Raw genomic sequence first — 15,917 nt, 5'->3', positions numbered from 1 at the left:
CATGAGTATCAAGCGTTGGATGACTAGTATCTGTATTCTGGCTCTGGTCGGGTGTTCGGAACAAACGGAATCGGAAGGACAAAAATATGGACCGAATGGCACCCATCGAAGTATCGGTGTGGTAGCACCGAAACACTACGATGTCTGGGTGGATAAATTTTTCGTTGAGTCCCTTTCCGAAGACATTGGATGGCGGGCACCTATTGGTATCGTATCCTGTTGCTGGAACAAGCCGTTTGGTGCGATGGCGGATTGGCAAACCATGCCAGAGGTGTTTTTGATTCGCTGGTTCTCCTTCGCAGAGCAGCAATCCTATGAAGCTCTGATCCAACTGGAAAATCCAGGTGAGATTGAGGAAAGAATGAAAGAGGTTGCTCCTTTTGAAGCCTATGGCAAGATCGTAGAGCGCCCGCGAGACGTGCTGGTTCTGGGTTTGGCGCCAGGCGGAACCGTTGTGGTGTGGATCATGAACCGGGGTGAGAATGCTATTGAAGTCGGGCGTTATAAAGCCAAACCTTATGACGACAAAGAATCAGACTACACTCAGTGGGTCAATGAATATCTGGATAGAGAAGGTGATTATCTCCAAGAGAACGGGGTAAGGCTGGATGGCTGGTAGGGTTATAGACCTGAGACCGTGGGAGTTTATTACAGCCCAATCCCGGAATCTGCATCTTAATACATAACTCCAAGAACAACTGCGGTGCGCCTTTGAACGACTACCTACAGAAAATCCTCCAAGCCCAGCCAATAAATTATGAGGCCTTTCTAAAGAAGCTTCCGGAACAGTTCCGCCGCCGCCACAGAGAGCTGTTTGCCACGGAAAAAGTCCAGGCCAATCGTTGGATGGTCACGGTCCTGGATGAAACCGCTTTCGCGGAGTTGCAGCATGTAATGGAGGCTCCTGCAAACAGAGTAGACGCCGCCAAGAAGGGTAACTCCCACCGCCATCAGACCGAGGTCAGTTTTCTGCTCGTCTATCACCAGGGACTAAGCTCCAGCCGGCCGGATGTGGTGGTTATCGGTAACGATTCCGTTGATAGCGGTTTTCACCGCGCAAGCTCTGTTCTGATCGTTGAGAACGAACGCAATTTCTACCAATATCGAGACATGTTGAACTTTACCGGTGCTGCTCTGGGCCGGCGCCTGGCGCTGTCGCAGTGCGACGTGGTGTTGGGCGGTGGCAACCGTGTTACCCGAGCCGCGATCCTTGATTGGTTGGCCGGCTACAAAGACGTATTCTGCGCATTCGATTATGATGCGGGTGGCCTGCAGATGTTCTCGACGATCTCGGCCTCTCTGGGTGACAAAGCCAGATTTGTGCAGCCCACCGACTGGCAGCCGTGGCAGGGCCATTTCTGCAAGATACCGGACAGCACCGAACGATTTACGAAAGCCATCGCGCTGGCGGAGGGGCTTGGGTTTGTGTCGCTGGCAGAGGCGTTTCGGGCCACCGGCAAATTTATGGAACAGGAGATGATTCTGGATGAGTGATTCCCAGGGGAGCAGCCCAGGCAATTTCACCTTTGGCGTACGCCGCCTGGTATTGGTGGACTCGGCTGGCTTCTGTTACGTGGAAATCCCGGTGGACAACCACGGGCTGATCCTGGGCCCGGGCAACCTGGGCAAGTCCAGCCTTTTAAATAGCCTGCGCCTGTTTCTGTTGCCGGAAAACAACTTCAAGAACAGTCGCAAGAAATTCGCCTTCCGCAATGCCAGCGCCGGCAGCTTTTACAGCAACGAAGAAAGCTACCAGCATTATTTTCCCAGCCAGTTCAGTTTCCTGATCATGGAAGCCGAAAACCCGGCCGGGGTGCATTGCCAGATTCTGTACCGGGACAGCGCCAGTCAGCTTAGCTACGACCGCGCCTTTGTGCCGGTCAGCTATGACCAATTGCGGCCTTTGTTCTGGAACGGTGAGGGTGAGGATGGCATTGGCAAGGCGGTACCTGAGCTGTCGTTCAGCCGGTTGTCGGAAACGCTGAAGAAGCTCTCCAAAGAGACCCGGCTGGTGAATGACCCGGCCAGACTCAAGTCCATGCTCTACAGCAGCGAGCTGATGAACGCGGATGCCGTGCGCTATTCCGTGCTGCCGCTGGGTGAGTCCGATGAGCGGCGGGTGCAGTCTTTGCGCACGTTGATCCTGCTGCTGTTTGAGATGAAGGCCGATGACCAGGCCATGGCCAACGCGGTGGCCAGCATCATAGAGGCGGACAAGAAGTTTGCTGATGATGCCTTTGATTTCAATATCGACGAATTCCTCAACCGTCACGACCAGTTGAAACAGCAACAGACCCAACTGAACCGTATCGAAAAAGAGCGCCCCCGGTTTGAAAAGCTGTACCGGGATTACCAGGCCTACCAGACTCTGCTCGGCAGTCTGCATGACTTTGCTGCCTTCCGGGATGGTGTGACGAATGCTTTGCAGGACATTGCCGCGAAGCGCACGGCTGCCGTGGCAACGTTCAACGAACAGAACGATACCCTGCGCCATGTGCTGCAGACCCTGAAAAAACTGGAGCAGGAATCCAGCGGCCTGAAAGGCGAGATCCGCTCCGCCGACCGGCGCATCAAGCAGGCCGAGCAAAGCCAGAAGGACGGTGATCTGCTGGTGTCCCAGTATGGTGACAATACCCTGCAGGAAATCGAGGACATCCAGAAAGAGGAACTCCAGAGCAAGAAAGGGCACCTGGCCGCCTTGAAGAGCGCCGCCCAGGCTGAAATCCGTTTGGAGCAATTACAGCGGCAGAAGCAGGACCTGGCCCGGAAACTGGACGCCCTGAAGGAACGCGAGAGTAAACAGCAGTGGCAACTGCAGAACCAGTTGGATGAATCCACCGCCGCGCCACTGCGGGCAGTGGATTCCAAATTGATGATGGCCAGCCCGGGCGAGGATCTGGATGCGGCCAGCAAGGCCACCATCGATGCCTTTGCCCGCCTGTTTGCGCCCAATGAGCAGGGCTTTGACTGGTTCGACACCGAATACCCCGCGCAACCGGCGCGGCAGACCAACTTCGCGGAGCAGCGCAGGAATATTGAAGGTGAACTCAATGGCCTGGAAAAGGAACGAGCGGAACTGGCAGACACTGCCAATCAGGAACACGACCGGCCCCAGCTGATTGAGCGCACGGAAAAGGAAATTCGCGCCATTGAGAAAGACCTGGACACCCTGAGCCGTTACCCGGCCGCGGCCACCACCCTGCGGGATGCCACCGAGGAAAAGCAGGCCGCCGAGGAGCAATTGGCCAAACTGGAAGAGCAGGCCAGGCTGGAGCACGAAAAGCAGGACGCCGTGCAGCAAAAAGTGGCCAGGGCCAAAGCCGAGAAAGAACGCATTGAAGAACGGGAGCGGGAGCTGGCAGGGCTCAGCCGAAGCGTGGGCACTGTGGAACACCGCTTCCCCCATCTGAGAGCAGTTGAAGCGGAGCAGCCGCTGGCCATGGAAAAGGTCTCCGCGGCTGCTTTCGATGACCTGCAAACCCAACTGGACGACCTGGAAGAGCGCCGTCGCAACATTCTCGACCACCTGCGCCAGTTTGTGTACCTGGGTATTCATGAAGATGCCGACGGCGAGTTGCAGAAAGACGGCCCTGCGTCATCGGTTATCCGTGAGACCTTCAAGAGCCTGTCGGACCTGTTTGCCGGTATGGCCGAGCGCTGGAACGTCCTGGAGCAGCAGGTGGGCATCCACAACGAAACCGTAGCCAGCTACCGACAGGCCCTGAAGTCCAACCACGAGCACATTGCCCGTTTCGAGGCGCAGCTCAACCGCGAGCTGGATGGCGTGCGCATCAACGATCTGGTGGAAATCCGGGTGGATATCCATACCGACCCGAAATTCCGTAACCTGGTGGAAGAAGCCAATAACATTGACCCCTATGGCAACCAACTGCAGTCCGATGCGTTCTACGATCGGCTGCGGGTATTTGTAGCGGATTTCTTCGGGGAGCAGGGCGAGAGCAAGCGCCTGACCATGGAGAGGGTGATTACCGGCATTTCCTACCGCACCCGCAAGGAAAATACCGCAAATCTGGACAAGAAAGGCCAGTCCACCTCGACAACTGCACTCATCAATCTGGAATTGGTGTATCGCCTTCTCAAGCGGGTGCTGTATCCCGGCGTGCAGCTGTCGTTCCCCATGGTGCTGGACGAACTGGCGAGCGTGGATATCAGCCAGATGCCCTCGCTGCTGGAGCGGCTGCGTAATCAGGGATTCAACCTGTTCTCTGCCGCCACCCACAGTGCCAGCGCGGAAGTGATTTACCTGATCGGCCGGCATCTGGAAGTGGGGCAGATGCGCACGGCACAGCCTTACAGTCCGCATCGCACCCTGGTGTTCTGGGGTGGCGCCGAGGGCTTCACCAGTGGCGAATCCCTGAACCACTGGGCCGACCAGACCCAGAACAGTCTGCTGGAGCAGGCAGATGAGTAAACGTTTCAGCACCCTGGATACCACCCGGCTGCTGTTCGATCACCCGAAAATCCTGTTCCGGATGATCGAGCGGATGGACCGTAACGAGACGCGGTATATCCGCGAAAGCGACCTGGTGGCGGAGGTGATGGACTACACCAGCGCCCTGGGCAAGGCGGACCGGGACCGGGTCAGGCTGGCGCTGACGACCGATAACCTGTTCCGCGGTGGCCTGATTATCGACATCATCAAGGCGGAAGGCGAGAGGCGGCTGGTGTTCCAGGATGCGCTGATCAACCTGATGCGGGCCTGCAACGCCTCGCTGTACCAGGAACTGACTGACGCCCGCCTGAGGGGGCACCTGGTTACCCTGCGGGATGTGCGCAACCGCCTGGAAACCAGCAGTTTCAGTGACGCGGACCCGGATTACACCGAACTGCGGGACGATCTGAACGAGCGGGTCAGCCAGCTCATTGGCCTGCTGAGGCAGAATGTCCTGCGCATGCAGACCATCAGCGCCCAGCTTGCGGACCTCTCCGGCGACGCCAGCCGGGCGCCTGAGAAATACCTGGAATTCCGCCAGAACCTGTTCGAGCAGATCGTCAATCTGTACGAGCGCCACATCAAGCCCACCCTCGTGTTCCTTAACCCGGACACCCGGCTGCCCGACGGCAGTAACCTGTTTGAGACGCTGGAAGCGATTGTGCGGCTGTTGGAGACCCATGGCGACCTTAGCCTGGCGGACCAGCTGTTCCGCTCTTCACTCAGCCTCAACGCTTTGTACAAGCCCATTCAGGCGGTGGCCCAGGAGGTAGAGCATTTCCTGCGCAAGACCCGCCAGGGCATGGTCCAGTACAACGCCATGGAGCACTTCTACGGCCAGTTGCAGGCGCTCAAGGGCGAAACCGAAACCCTGAGCCTGCGCCGCAAGTGGCTCGAAGGGGGCGACTTTGCCCGAAGTACCGGTTTCCTGGTGGGCCTGCGGGCCCAGCAGCGCCCGAAACACTATGCCTTCGGCAACTCGTCCAGCTACTACCAACTGCTGTTCAGCGAACTGGAATTGCGACTGAACGATCTACGCCGGAAGGCCGAGGTGCCGGTTCTGCAGGAAGTGGATGGCAGCGGCCGCCACACCCGCATTGACGTTAAGCGTATCAACCAGCTCTATCAATGGTTGGAAACCCTGGAGCTGCGGCCCACGACTGATCTGGTGCGGGAGCTGCACGGCCGCCTGGATGGCTTTATTCCCGGCTACCGCTTTCCGGATTTGCTGGCGGCCCTGAACCGGCTGGTAAACTCGCCGCCGGAGGGCATGCAGGTGGTTACCACCAACCGCTTCAGAACCCTGGAACAGTCATCGGACAGCGAGCAGTTTGTGTACCGCAAACGTCGCCTTGAAACCGACGCGCCGGACAACCAACAAGAGAGACAACATGCCTGAATTCTCTGACGCGAAGGACACCACCGACACCGTGGACACGTCACAAACCCCGAACGGCTTCGATCAGATCCTGCCTGCCCACAGTGCTGCCATCTACCGGGAATTCCAGGCTGGACGGGTGATTGTGCGTGATGTCTGGGATAGCAACCGCTCCGAGCTGCGTGCCAATCCGCTCTACAATCTGCTGTACAACCACCTGTCCCATTTCCGGGCGCTTTATGAGCACCTGGGCAGCGAACTGGTGTTCAACGACATCGGTGCCTTCTTTTTTCTCAAGGAGAGCAGTGACGACGAGAACGAGGAGCACGATGAGAATGCTTTCCGGGTTCAGGTGATACTGCTGCTGATCGGTCGTTATTTCGCACGCAGCGGCCGGGACCTGGAGTACCTTGGCCGCCCTGATGCCGGCTTGAATGAGCAGGATTTGACCGCCCTGGCGGACGATGAGGAGTATCAGGACATTCTGAGGGCTGCGCGCTTTGAGAAAGGCTTTTCCGAGGCCCTGGATTACCTGGATAAACGCAATCTGCTGTTTCGCGCCGGCGCCGGCCGCTGTTTCCTGAGTACCGCCGGTCTCTATTTCTTGCAGGAACTGGTTCGGGAGTATGAGCAGGGGTAGGCGCAGGCCGCCAATGAGGGAAATGGGACTAACTTTCGGAAATAATTAAAACGAGGTGGGAAGGGAAGTTTGGTAAAAATTTTGACGCTAACTTTATTGGCCACTAATTTGATCAATTAGAGCACAGTATCGAAGCGTAATAATGTGCGGCTGGTGTCCCTGAAAATGGCCACAACAACAACCATAAATGAGTGGCCCGGAGCAGCATTTTCCGGCGCCAAAAGGAGGAAACATGAAGATAAGCGCAAAATACCTGGCTGCATTTATGCTCTCTGTGGTGATCGGGAACGCCCAGGCGGAGACGAATTGGGATATGCCAACGCCTTACGGTGATTCCAACTTCCACACCGTCAACATTCGCGAGTTTGCTGAAGACGTGAAAGAGGCCACCAATGGTGAGCTCAATATAACGGTTCACAGCAGTGGTTCCCTTATCAAGCATCCTGAAATCAAGAACTCTGTTCGCCGTGGCCTTGTACCCATCGGCGAGCTGATCATGTCCCGGCTGGCAAATGAGGATCCGTTGTTCGAAGCGGATTCGGTTCCCTATCTGGCCAGCGACTACGATGAAGCCTGGGAACTCTGGCAGGCATCCCGGGATATGCTGGCAGAGCGCCTTGAACGCCAGCGCCTGAAATTGCTGTTTGCCGTGCCCTGGCCGCCGCAGGGCATTTATACAGAGTTCCCGGTGGAAACCGGCGACGAACTTGAGGGTGTGAAGATGCGCGCCTACAACAAATCAAGCGAACGCCTGGCTGAGCTCTTCGGTGCCGTCCCGACTCAGGTGGAAGTGCCGGATATTCCGGTGGCGTTTGGCACTGGTCGGGTCGACGCCATGATCACATCCCCGTCAACCGGGGCTAATACGCGGGCCTGGGATTATCTGAGCCACTTCAACCATGCTCAACTGTGGTTGCCGAAAAACATGGTTATCGTCAACGCCAAGAGTTTCGATGCGCTTCCCGAGTCCGCTCAAAAAGCTATTGAAACGGCCGCCGCTGAAGCCGAGAAGCGGGGATGGGAGGCCAGCAAGGCCGAGACCGATGCCAAAATCAAAATCATGGAAGAAAATGGTATTGTCGTGACCGAACCCAGCGACGCACTGGTCGAGCGCCTGAAGGAAGTTGGTGAGACAATGGAGCAGGAATGGCTGGAGCGTGCCGGTGACGACGGTAAGGAGCTGCTGGAAGCCTATCGCGCCCGCTAGTTGTCGGATAGTCAGGAAAAACAACCCGGAGCATATCCATGCGCAGGTTTCTGGACTCTCTGTATCGATTCGGCGGGTACCTCTCGGCACTGCAGCTGGCGGCTATCATGGCGATGGTGGTGCTCCAGGTGTCCGGGCGGGTTCTCGACGAAGCCCTGCAGGCCCTGGGAATGAAATCTCTGGGCCTGCAGATACCGGGTCTGGCGGAACTCGCGGGTTTTCTGTTGCTCGGGGCCACCTTCACCGGGCTGGCCTATACATTGATGGTTGGCGGGCATATCCGGGTTGATCTGTTGCACAGGGTGCTTCCGGGGAGTATTCAGAAAGCCCTGGACGTTCTGGTGACAGTAACCGCTTTGGCGATCACCGGATTCGCCACCTGGTACTGTATTCTGCTGGCCTATGACAGCTATGACTACGGTGATCTTTCCATTGGCATGGTTCCGGTTCCACTCTGGTTCCCGCAAGCAGTGATGGTGGTCGGGCTCATCTGGCTTCTGGTTGCCTTGCTTGATGTATTGGTCGGGCTGATCACTGGCCGCATTCCCCATATCAAAGACCAGGCCCCGGTGGAGTAGACCCATGGACATGATCTGGATGAGCCTGGTGCTCCTGGTCGGGCTTCTGCTTCTGCTCGCAGCAGGGCTTTGGGTGGCCTTCGCTCTGACGGCAACCGGCCTGGCTGCACTGCATTTCCTCAGCAACATTCCGGTAGGCCAGAGCCTGTCGACCTCGTTTTACGGAGCCAGCGCGTCCTGGGAGCTGGCTGCGCTGCCCATGTTTATCTGGATGGGCGAGGTGCTTTTTCGTTCACGGCTCTCGGAGGAAATGTTCAACGGTATTGCCCCATGGGTTGGCCGCATTCCAGGCCGATTGCTTCATACCAACATCATTGGTTGTGGTATCTTCGCTGCGATTTCGGGTTCGTCGGCGGCGACCGCGGCGACCATCGGGAAGATGTCGATACCGGAACTTACCCAACGAGGCTACGATCGCAAGCAGATTCTGGGCACTCTGGCCGGCTCCGCCACCCTCGGCCTGCTGATTCCTCCATCTATCATTCTTATTGTTTACGGCGTTGCTACTGAGCAATCCATCGCCAGGTTATTTGTGGCGGGCATTCTGCCAGGCTTGCTACTGATGGTGATGTTCGCTGGCTATGTGGGCATCTGGTCCAGGATTAATCCCTCCGGTGTTCCAGTTGACGAGGAAGAATCCCTGCCGCTGGCAGAGAAGTTTCGGCGTAGCAGGCCACTGATCCCGGTGGTGTTGCTGATTATTGGTATTATCGGCTCTATCTATGCCGGGCTGGCATCACCAACGGAGTCGGCGGCGGTAGGCGTTGCCCTGGCGCACCTGCTGTCCTGGCGTGGCGGTTCCCTGAGCCGGGCTAAGTGTCTAGAGGCCATAATGGGCACGGTGAAAACCTCCACCATGATCGCTTTCATTCTCGTAGGCGCCCACTTTCTGACCGTATCCATGGGATTTACCGGCATTCCCCGGAACCTGGCAGCCTGGATCAATACACTGTCGCTGTCCCCTTACATGCTGCTCCTGGCACTAACGGCCTTTTTCATTCTTTTGGGCTGCTTTCTCGATGGTATTTCCGTAGTGGTGCTGACGACCTCGGTGATCTTGCCAATGGTACAGGCTGCCGGGATCGACCTGCTGTGGTTTGGAATCTATCTGGTGATCGTGGTGGAAATGAGCCAGATAACGCCTCCGGTAGGGTTCAACCTGTTCGTGATCCAGGGACTTACCGGTGACAACATTATCCGGATTGCGCTGGCCGCATTGCCTTATTTTCTGCTGCTGTTGGCAGGGGTGTTTTTGATCACTGTTTTCCCGGAGATTGTGACCTATCTACCCGGTAAAATGGGAAACTAACTGCCTCCAGTCGTAGCGTCAGCTACTGGTTTCCTCGGCCAACGCAATCAGGTCTGCCCGAATGTCTTCGGCACTTAGCTCAGGCCTCAACAGGAGGCGAGCATTCCCATCCCGATCGAACACATACACGGCCCCGCTGTGTGAGACATTGTAGTTGCCTTCCGCATCCGGTTCGTCGTAGCCAAAGGTGGTGCGATAGCGCTTGCTCAGTTCCCTCAGAGCCGGTTCTTCACCGGTCAGGCCGATGGCCCGGTCGCTGAAAAAACTGACGTAGCTGTCGATGCGTTCCGGGGTGTCCCGCTGTGGGTCGACACTGACGAAGACGATTCGGGTGTCTGCCTGTAATTCCGCTGGCAAATCCTTCACGGCCTTCGAGAGCTTCTGGAGTGTGGCCGGGCAGATGTCGGGGCAGGAGGTGAAGCCGAAGAACAGCATTCGGATCTCGCCGTCGGTTTGCTCGGCAGTCACTGTGTCGCCGGAGGTGTCTGTCAGCTCGAAGGCAAGCTTCGGCATCAGGCCGCTGATGTCCTTGCCGTTCCAGGCCGGGTCGTCGCCAAAGCAGCCGCCAAGCATCGCGGCTGCTGCCAGCAGGGTGGCGATCGAGAGTGTTTTCAGCGGGTTTGGATAAAACCGGTTAGTCATGAATGGGTTGCCTTCAGGTTTGCAGAATTAGGGGACACCTTGCCGTCTTCCCGCATGGCGCGGCGAAGGATGATCAGGATACCGAGGATGCTCATCATGGCTGGCGGAATCCAGGTCAGCAGGCCGCCGAGGAGCTGGTCTGTCTCCGGCGGCATGGGCCAGGCGCGCCCGCACACTTCGTAAACGTCGTACACCATGCCTCGTGAGAATACGATGGTGGCGCCCAGAACCATCTGGGGGATCGCCACCAGGGCCAGCAGAAGGATACGCTTACCGTAACCGAGGGCGTCGCTGATCACCGGCGAGCGTGGATCAAAGATCAGCCACCAGAACAGCATGCCGTCCAGTAGCATGCTCCAGTTCATGACCCAGTAAAGGTCACGGCTGAGCATGGCGTCGAAGTGGATCGGCGGCCAGAGCCAGAAATAAATCAGCCCCACAAACAGGAATGAAGCAATCGCCGGGTGCTGCAGGAACCGATACACCCATCCCAGTGGTATCAACGCCCGCCGTACGCCGGGGCTGATAAGGCTGTAGAGGAAGCGCATCACGGGCAGGGGGTTGGACAGCGCAATCAGGATCGGGCCCAGGTGGTGCAGGATCAGGTGTTGGCCCCGGTGAACGAAGAACATGTACTGGGAGTAGTAATCAAACCGGGTTTGCATCACGGCGTAACAGAGCATGACGCCCACCACAAACACCAGGATCCGGCCGCTTCCGGGACGATCCTCGGCCGGCATCCTGACCAGACCGTATCCGTAGAACGCCAGAACGAGCACGAAACTCAGTATCGTTAGCGGCGAGAAGTCATAGGGTAATAGGTAGTCTACGGCCGACATCGGGCTTGCCTTTGTGCTCTGGGGACGGAACCGGGTGATTGTTGTGGCTGATCCAGAGTTTTACCGGAGTGACGGTTAAATTCAAGAGATTGTTCAGTTCCCGGCGTTATTCCGGATAGCCGGTGATCTCCCGGATTTTCCGATACAGGGGCTGTAGTTGGGGGTACATTTTCAGGTAAACCTCGCGGTACAGCCGCTCATAGAGTTGCTGGGTGTCGGGTTGCGGGTGGAAGACATCGCCTACACGGGTCATCGCGCCAACGGCTGTTTCGAAATCGGGGTGCAATCCCAGGCCGACGGCGGCATCAATGGCAGCGCCAAGGCCAGAGGTTTCGTAGGTGTGTGGCCGCTCTGCCGGCAGCCCGAAGACATCGGCGGTCAGTTGCATGGCGGCATCACTTTGCGAGCCGCCACCGGCCACTCTCAGCCTGCGAATGGCGACTCCGCTGCGTTTCTCGATACGCTCCTTACCTTCACGCAGGGCATAGGCCAGGCCCTCCAGAATGGCGCGGTAGATGTGGGAGCGGGTGTGCACGTCCCCAAAGCCAATGATGGATCCCTTGGCCTCCGGCCCCGGCTGGCGTACGCCTGGCGACCAATAGGGCTGCAACATCAGCCCCATGGAGCCGGGTGGAGCAGCCCGGACCAGTTCATCGAACAGGGCTTCGGGTTCCACGCCTTTCTGTTCTGCCAGTTTCTGTTCCCGTAGCCCGAATTCCCGTTTGAACCAGCTCACCATCCAGAAGCCGCGGTAGATCATCACTTCGGTGGAATAGTGGCCGGGCAGGGCGGACGGATAGGGCGGCATCATGCGTACCGGCTCGACATAGCGTTTGCTGGTGGTGTTGATGGTAGCCGTGGTGCCGTAACTCATACAGCCAATGTCCGGGCTCAGGCCGCCAGAGCCGAGAATCTCGCAGGCTTTGTCCGAGGCGGCCGCAATCACCGGTAACGGGCCCGGTAAACCCAGGTGTTCGGCGGCTTCGTTGGTGAGTTCACCAATTTCCTCGCCGGGTTTGACCAGCTCCGGCAGTATATCCGGGGTGATCGGCATGGTTCGCCACTTGAAATCGCGCCGGCCAGCCCAGCGGTGCCGTTTGTAGTCGAAAGGGATATAGCCCACCTGGCTGCCTATGGAATCCCGGAACTGGCCGGTCAGGCGGTAGTTCAGATAGCCAGACAGCAACAGGAAGTGGCGGGTGGCAGACCAGATGTCGGGCTGGTTCTGGGCAATCCAGTTGGCCTGGGTTTTCTCCCGGAAGCGGTCAACGGTCGGCTCCAGCCGAAGCAGTTTGAATGCCCAGCCCCAGAGGCCGGGAACGCGGCCGTCCACCCTGGCGTGACGCTGGTCGAGCCAGATAATCGCCGGCCTCAGGGGGTTTCCGTTCTCATCGAGATTGATCACCGTGCCGCGCTGGGTGGTGACCGTTACACCCGCCACCTGGTTCGGGTTTGCGGTGGTGCTTTGCCACAGCAGATTGCAGGCCTTGCCCAGGCTTTCCCAGAAGTACTCGGGGTGCTGCTCCGCCCAACCCGGCTGTTCCGAGAAATAGGGCTCGATGTCCTGCTTGCCCTTGCCTACGAGGTTGCCATGGGTATCGAACAGCAGCGCACGAACACTCTGGGTGCCGTTGTCGATTGCAAGGATAAGGGGTTCCGTTGCCTTCATTCCGGCGCTCCTGTTCCGGCCGGAAGCGAGTAGCAGGCCTTCCATATTTCCAGGTAGCGTGTCTGTTCACGGTCCCAGGTGGCATCGTCCCATTCGAGCAGGGGCTGGCATACCTGGCGTATTTCCGCGAGCAGCTCTTCACCGCCACGGGGCAGGATCAGCCCCAGCCGGGTACGGCGCAGCATCAGATCATCGAGGTGGACGACGCCGGTGTTGGCGCCAGCCCAGGACAGCTCCGCCCAGAGGGTATCGGTAGCGGCAATGGTTTCATGGGCGCCGGCCTCAAGCACTCCTTCCAGCGATGGCCCGTAGAAGCCCTGCAGCCTTAGCCAGTTACGGTGGCTGATGGTTGCAGGGCGTTCAAGGGACGGGGGCGGAGAAAATACCGGTGCGGAGTCGCTCCTCAGGGTGAAACCGGGCATCAGGCTTTGGCCGCGCTCCAGAACTTCCCGCGCGATCAGCCGGAAGGTGGTCAGCTTGCCGCCGGCGATGCTGATCAGCCCGTTATCGGCCCAGATGACATGTTCGCGGTTTTCCTGGGAGGGTTTGCGGGTTTTCCCCTCGGTAACCACCGGTCGTACACCGGCCCAGGTGGCTATGATGTCCTGTTCGCTGACAGTGCTGCCGGGAAACAGCCTGGCGGAGATTTGCAGCAGGTAGTCCACTTCGTTGCGGGTGATGGCCGGTTCCCGGGAAAGGTTTTCGGAGTGATCCAGGTCTGTCGTGCCCAGTACGGTTGTGCCCTGCCAGGGGAAGGCAAAGACTGGCCGGCGGTCCTGGGGGTGGAACAGGGATACCGAGCAGGACACAGGCAACCGCCGGAACGGTAGCACCAGGTGGCTTCCCCTGAGAGGCCGTATCCGCGCGTTGCCCGCTTCAGCCTGTTGAAGCTGCCGGGCCCAGGCGCCGGTGGCATTGATGACCAGGGGGGTGTTCACAGTCACTTCCGGCCCCTCGCTATCGGTGCTGGTGTCCAGAAGCCGGAGGCCAGTTACATGGGCTGTCTCGCTGTTCCTGAGTACGGTATCCGCCTGCAGGTAATTCAGGCAGATGGCGCCATCCGCCTCCGCCTCTTCGATGACCCTTTGCACCAGGCGGGCGTCGTCGGTGACTGCATCGGTAAAACCGCTGGCCGCGGTCAGATTTTCCGTTGCCAGGCCCGGCACCCATTGCAGGGTCTCGGTGGTGGTCAGTCTTTGCCGGGACCGGGTGCCGGCGATGCGGTCGTATACCCGCAGCAGTATCTGGAACAGCCGTGGGCCGGGAAACTGCTTGCGGTAGTGGGGCATAACGAAGCGCAGGGGGTCGACCAGGCCCGGCGCTTCCGCCATCAGGCGTTCCCGTTCACGTACCGCATCACGGGTCAGGCGGAAATGCCTGCTGGCGAGGTAGCGCAGGCCTCCGTGAACCATTTTCGAGGAGCGGCTGGACGTGCCCCAGGCAAAATCCCGTTGCTCCACCAGCAATGTACTCAGGCCACTGCCGGCGGCTTCACGGGCGATACCGGCACCGGTAATGCCACCACCGATGATCACCACATCGAAATCACGGCTGCCTCGGCTCAGTTGGTCGAGCTTCTGCTCGCGGGTCAGTGGCATTATTTCTCAACCAGTGTTTGCGGGTTCAGCAGGCCAGCGGGGTCGAAGGTCTGGCACAGGGACCGGATAGCCAGCATACCCAGTTCCCCTTTTTCCACGGGCAGGAAGGGCGCGTGGTCCTTGCCAACCCCGTGCTGGTGGCTGATGGTGCCCCGGTTATTGACGATAATGGCAGAGGTGCTGTGCTTAAGGGTTTTCCAGCGCGCCAGGGTTTCCTCATAACTGTCGGCCACCCGGAAGACGTAGGTGGTGTAAATGCTGCAGCCCTGGGTGTAAAAATGAGAGAGATGGGTGAAAACGTGAACTGACTCTTTCTTTTCAGTCAGTTGGTTACGAAGGTTTTCTTCAATCTGGTTTAAGAGATTGTCCACGTTGTCCCAGTCGGTGGCTGTCTCCAGGGTATCCACGGCGTAACCGATTTCCCAGAGGGCTTCCCGCAGGTAAGGCATGGTGAAGCGTTTGGCGGCCCATTTGTCGCCAAGCTTTTTACCGGTGTAGATGCCACCAAACTCACGGCAGAGTTCGCGGGTTTCCCTGAGGGCGTTCCGGCACTGGCGTTTGCTGCCGGTGACGCCAAACGTCATCATGCATTTGCCATCTCCCGCACCCCGTAGCGAGAGGTAAGACTCGAGCAGACCAATGAGTCCTGGGTGGCCGGCCAGGGCAAGCTGGGTCTCGGTTTCGGTGGCGTTGCTCAGGCGCAGCATGGACAGCTGGGTGCGGTTTTGCACCAGCTTGCGGCAGGCTGTCCGGGTCTTGTCCCATGAAGGGAAGAACACCACGTGGAAGCTTTCGCGGGCAGGCAGGGGCGTGACCCTTACTTTTACCTCTGTGATCAACCCGATTCGGCCCTCGGACCCCAGGATCATCTCCCGTATGTCGGGGCCGGCGCTGGAGGCGGGAAACGTCGGGATCTCCAGCGTGCCCTGGAGGGTTTCAATCCGGCCACCGGCAAATAGCTGCTCGATGCGACCATAGCGGAGCGACTGCTGCCCGCTGGATCGGCTGGCTATCCAGCCACCTATGGTGGAAAGCTCGAAAGATTGTGGGAAATGCCCCAATGTGTAACCAAGCGCCCGCAACTGGGATTCCACCAACGGGCCCGGGGTGCCCGCGCCAAAGGTGGCAACCTGGCTTTCCCGGTCCAGGTCAATCAACCGGTTCATGCGGCCCATGTCCACCGTCAGCACGGGTTGGTCGCTGGCAACCGGGTTGATATGCCCGGCCACGCTGGTGCCACCGCCGTAGGGGATCAGGGCAATGCCATGTTCGCCGGCGTACCGGAGCAGGGCCCGGGCATCTTTTGACGATTCGGGATAGGCAACACCGTCCGGGAATACGCCAAAGTCGCCGCTGCGCATGGCAAGCCAGTCAGCCAGGCTCTGGCCTCGGGCATGGCGAACACGATCCTCTGCTGAGTCGATGACGGTGGGGTGCGGCGGAAGTCTTCCTGGCGGCACCTGCGCACAGGCGAACTCCAGCGATACATCGGCCAGGGGAGAGGCGCTTCCTATACGTTCATCCAGGAATTGCTGCCCTTCGTTGGGTAATTCAAGATTGAACTGGTCATCGCCCCAGCCGTTCCAGCGTCGCATGTTGGCCGT

At 58.6% G+C, this 15,917-nt stretch carries 14 protein-coding genes; 8 read left to right on the top strand and 6 right to left on the bottom strand.

What is annotated here, in order from left to right:
• Position 1 precedes the first annotated feature (1 nt).
• Complete coding sequence (locus tag NLU14_RS10015; RefSeq protein WP_275706098.1) at positions 2 to 619, top strand: DUF2931 family protein; 618 nt, start codon at positions 2 to 4, stop codon at positions 617 to 619.
• Between the two features lie 149 nt (positions 620 to 768).
• Here the strand turns inward: NLU14_RS10015 and NLU14_RS10010 are convergent, their stop codons facing one another.
• On the bottom strand, positions 769 to 891 hold the full coding sequence (locus NLU14_RS10010; RefSeq protein ID WP_275706097.1) for a hypothetical protein: 123 nt from the start codon (positions 889 to 891) through the stop codon (positions 769 to 771).
• A 3-nt stretch (positions 892 to 894) separates the two neighbouring features.
• On the opposite strand from NLU14_RS10010, the gene NLU14_RS10005 reads away from it, so the two are divergent.
• The 7 genes from NLU14_RS10005 (at position 895) to NLU14_RS09975 (ending at position 9,565) form a co-directional block, all read left to right on the top strand.
• The gene (locus tag NLU14_RS10005; protein ID WP_275706096.1) at positions 895 to 1,494 is read left to right on the top strand and encodes a hypothetical protein; all 600 of its coding nucleotides are present in this window, start codon (positions 895 to 897) and stop codon (positions 1,492 to 1,494) included.
• On the top strand, positions 1,487 to 4,432 hold the full coding sequence (locus NLU14_RS10000) for a coiled-coil domain-containing protein (RefSeq protein ID WP_275706095.1): 2,946 nt from the start codon (positions 1,487 to 1,489) through the stop codon (positions 4,430 to 4,432). Before NLU14_RS10005 ends, NLU14_RS10000 begins: the two co-directional genes overlap by 8 nt.
• Positions 4,425 to 5,852, top strand: a complete 1,428-nt coding sequence (locus NLU14_RS09995) for a hypothetical protein (protein ID WP_275706094.1) — start codon at positions 4,425 to 4,427, stop codon at positions 5,850 to 5,852. Before NLU14_RS10000 ends, NLU14_RS09995 begins: the two co-directional genes overlap by 8 nt.
• On the top strand, positions 5,845 to 6,471 hold the full coding sequence (locus NLU14_RS09990) for a condensin complex protein MksE (protein WP_275706093.1): 627 nt from the start codon (positions 5,845 to 5,847) through the stop codon (positions 6,469 to 6,471). Before NLU14_RS09995 ends, NLU14_RS09990 begins: the two co-directional genes overlap by 8 nt.
• 232 nt (positions 6,472 to 6,703) lie before the next feature.
• A complete protein-coding gene (locus NLU14_RS09985; protein ID WP_275706092.1) occupies positions 6,704 to 7,678 on the top strand; it encodes a TRAP transporter substrate-binding protein in 975 nt (324 codons plus the stop codon).
• A gap of 38 nt (positions 7,679 to 7,716) precedes the next feature.
• Positions 7,717 to 8,256 carry a TRAP transporter small permease gene (locus tag NLU14_RS09980; RefSeq protein ID WP_275706091.1) on the top strand — a complete coding sequence of 180 codons (540 nt, stop codon included), beginning with the start codon at positions 7,717 to 7,719 and terminating at the stop codon, positions 8,254 to 8,256.
• 4 nt (positions 8,257 to 8,260) lie between these two features.
• Positions 8,261 to 9,565 carry a TRAP transporter large permease gene (locus NLU14_RS09975; RefSeq protein WP_275706090.1) on the top strand — a complete coding sequence of 435 codons (1,305 nt, stop codon included), beginning with the start codon at positions 8,261 to 8,263 and terminating at the stop codon, positions 9,563 to 9,565.
• An 18-nt stretch (positions 9,566 to 9,583) separates the two neighbouring features.
• Here NLU14_RS09975 and NLU14_RS09970 read toward each other — a convergent pair whose 3' ends face one another.
• The 5 genes from NLU14_RS09970 to NLU14_RS09950 all read right to left on the bottom strand — a co-directional run bounded on the left by NLU14_RS09970 (position 9,584) and on the right by NLU14_RS09950 (position 15,908).
• The gene (locus NLU14_RS09970; RefSeq protein WP_420845054.1) at positions 9,584 to 10,207 is read right to left on the bottom strand and encodes an SCO family protein; all 624 of its coding nucleotides are present in this window, start codon (positions 10,205 to 10,207) and stop codon (positions 9,584 to 9,586) included.
• A complete protein-coding gene (locus NLU14_RS09965) occupies positions 10,204 to 11,046 on the bottom strand; it encodes a cytochrome c oxidase assembly protein (protein ID WP_275706089.1) in 843 nt (280 codons plus the stop codon). The genes NLU14_RS09970 and NLU14_RS09965 overlap by 4 nt, the downstream gene beginning before the upstream one ends.
• 106 nt (positions 11,047 to 11,152) lie before the next feature.
• Entirely contained in the window at positions 11,153 to 12,715 is a 1,563-nt protein-coding gene (locus NLU14_RS09960) for an FGGY-family carbohydrate kinase (protein ID WP_275706088.1), read from the bottom strand.
• Entirely contained in the window at positions 12,712 to 14,313 is a 1,602-nt protein-coding gene (locus NLU14_RS09955; RefSeq protein WP_275706087.1) for a glycerol-3-phosphate dehydrogenase/oxidase, read from the bottom strand. The genes NLU14_RS09960 and NLU14_RS09955 overlap by 4 nt, the downstream gene beginning before the upstream one ends.
• Positions 14,313 to 15,908: an FAD-binding oxidoreductase gene (locus NLU14_RS09950; RefSeq protein ID WP_275706086.1), complete on the bottom strand. Its 1,596-nt coding sequence runs from the start codon at positions 15,906 to 15,908 to the stop codon at positions 14,313 to 14,315. The genes NLU14_RS09955 and NLU14_RS09950 overlap by 1 nt, the downstream gene beginning before the upstream one ends.
• Positions 15,909 to 15,917: the final 9 nt, after the last annotated feature.

This window comes from Marinobacter iranensis (assembly GCF_029207565.1).
Taxonomy (GTDB): Bacteria; Pseudomonadota; Gammaproteobacteria; order Pseudomonadales; family Oleiphilaceae; genus Marinobacter; species Marinobacter iranensis.
The sequence above is the reverse complement of the archived record's forward strand: the minus strand, read 5'-3'. Positions and strand labels throughout refer to the sequence as shown.

Coding starts and splice junctions, on each gene's coding strand:
- NLU14_RS10015 (WP_275706098.1), top strand. CDS start 2: ATGAGTATCAAGCGTTGGATGACTAGTATCTGTATTCTGGCTCTGGTC.
- NLU14_RS10010 (WP_275706097.1), bottom strand. CDS start 891: ATGCTGCAACTCCGCGAAAGCGGTTTCATCCAGGACCGTGACCATCCA.
- NLU14_RS10005 (WP_275706096.1), top strand. CDS start 895: ATGGAGGCTCCTGCAAACAGAGTAGACGCCGCCAAGAAGGGTAACTCC.
- NLU14_RS10000 (WP_275706095.1), top strand. CDS start 1,487: ATGAGTGATTCCCAGGGGAGCAGCCCAGGCAATTTCACCTTTGGCGTA.
- NLU14_RS09995 (WP_275706094.1), top strand. CDS start 4,425: ATGAGTAAACGTTTCAGCACCCTGGATACCACCCGGCTGCTGTTCGAT.
- NLU14_RS09990 (WP_275706093.1), top strand. CDS start 5,845: ATGCCTGAATTCTCTGACGCGAAGGACACCACCGACACCGTGGACACG.
- NLU14_RS09985 (WP_275706092.1), top strand. CDS start 6,704: ATGAAGATAAGCGCAAAATACCTGGCTGCATTTATGCTCTCTGTGGTG.
- NLU14_RS09980 (WP_275706091.1), top strand. CDS start 7,717: ATGCGCAGGTTTCTGGACTCTCTGTATCGATTCGGCGGGTACCTCTCG.
- NLU14_RS09975 (WP_275706090.1), top strand. CDS start 8,261: ATGGACATGATCTGGATGAGCCTGGTGCTCCTGGTCGGGCTTCTGCTT.
- NLU14_RS09970 (WP_420845054.1), bottom strand. CDS start 10,207: ATGACTAACCGGTTTTATCCAAACCCGCTGAAAACACTCTCGATCGCC.
- NLU14_RS09965 (WP_275706089.1), bottom strand. CDS start 11,046: ATGTCGGCCGTAGACTACCTATTACCCTATGACTTCTCGCCGCTAACG.
- NLU14_RS09960 (WP_275706088.1), bottom strand. CDS start 12,715: ATGAAGGCAACGGAACCCCTTATCCTTGCAATCGACAACGGCACCCAG.
- NLU14_RS09955 (WP_275706087.1), bottom strand. CDS start 14,313: ATGCCACTGACCCGCGAGCAGAAGCTCGACCAACTGAGCCGAGGCAGC.
- NLU14_RS09950 (WP_275706086.1), bottom strand. CDS start 15,908: ATGCGACGCTGGAACGGCTGGGGCGATGACCAGTTCAATCTTGAATTA.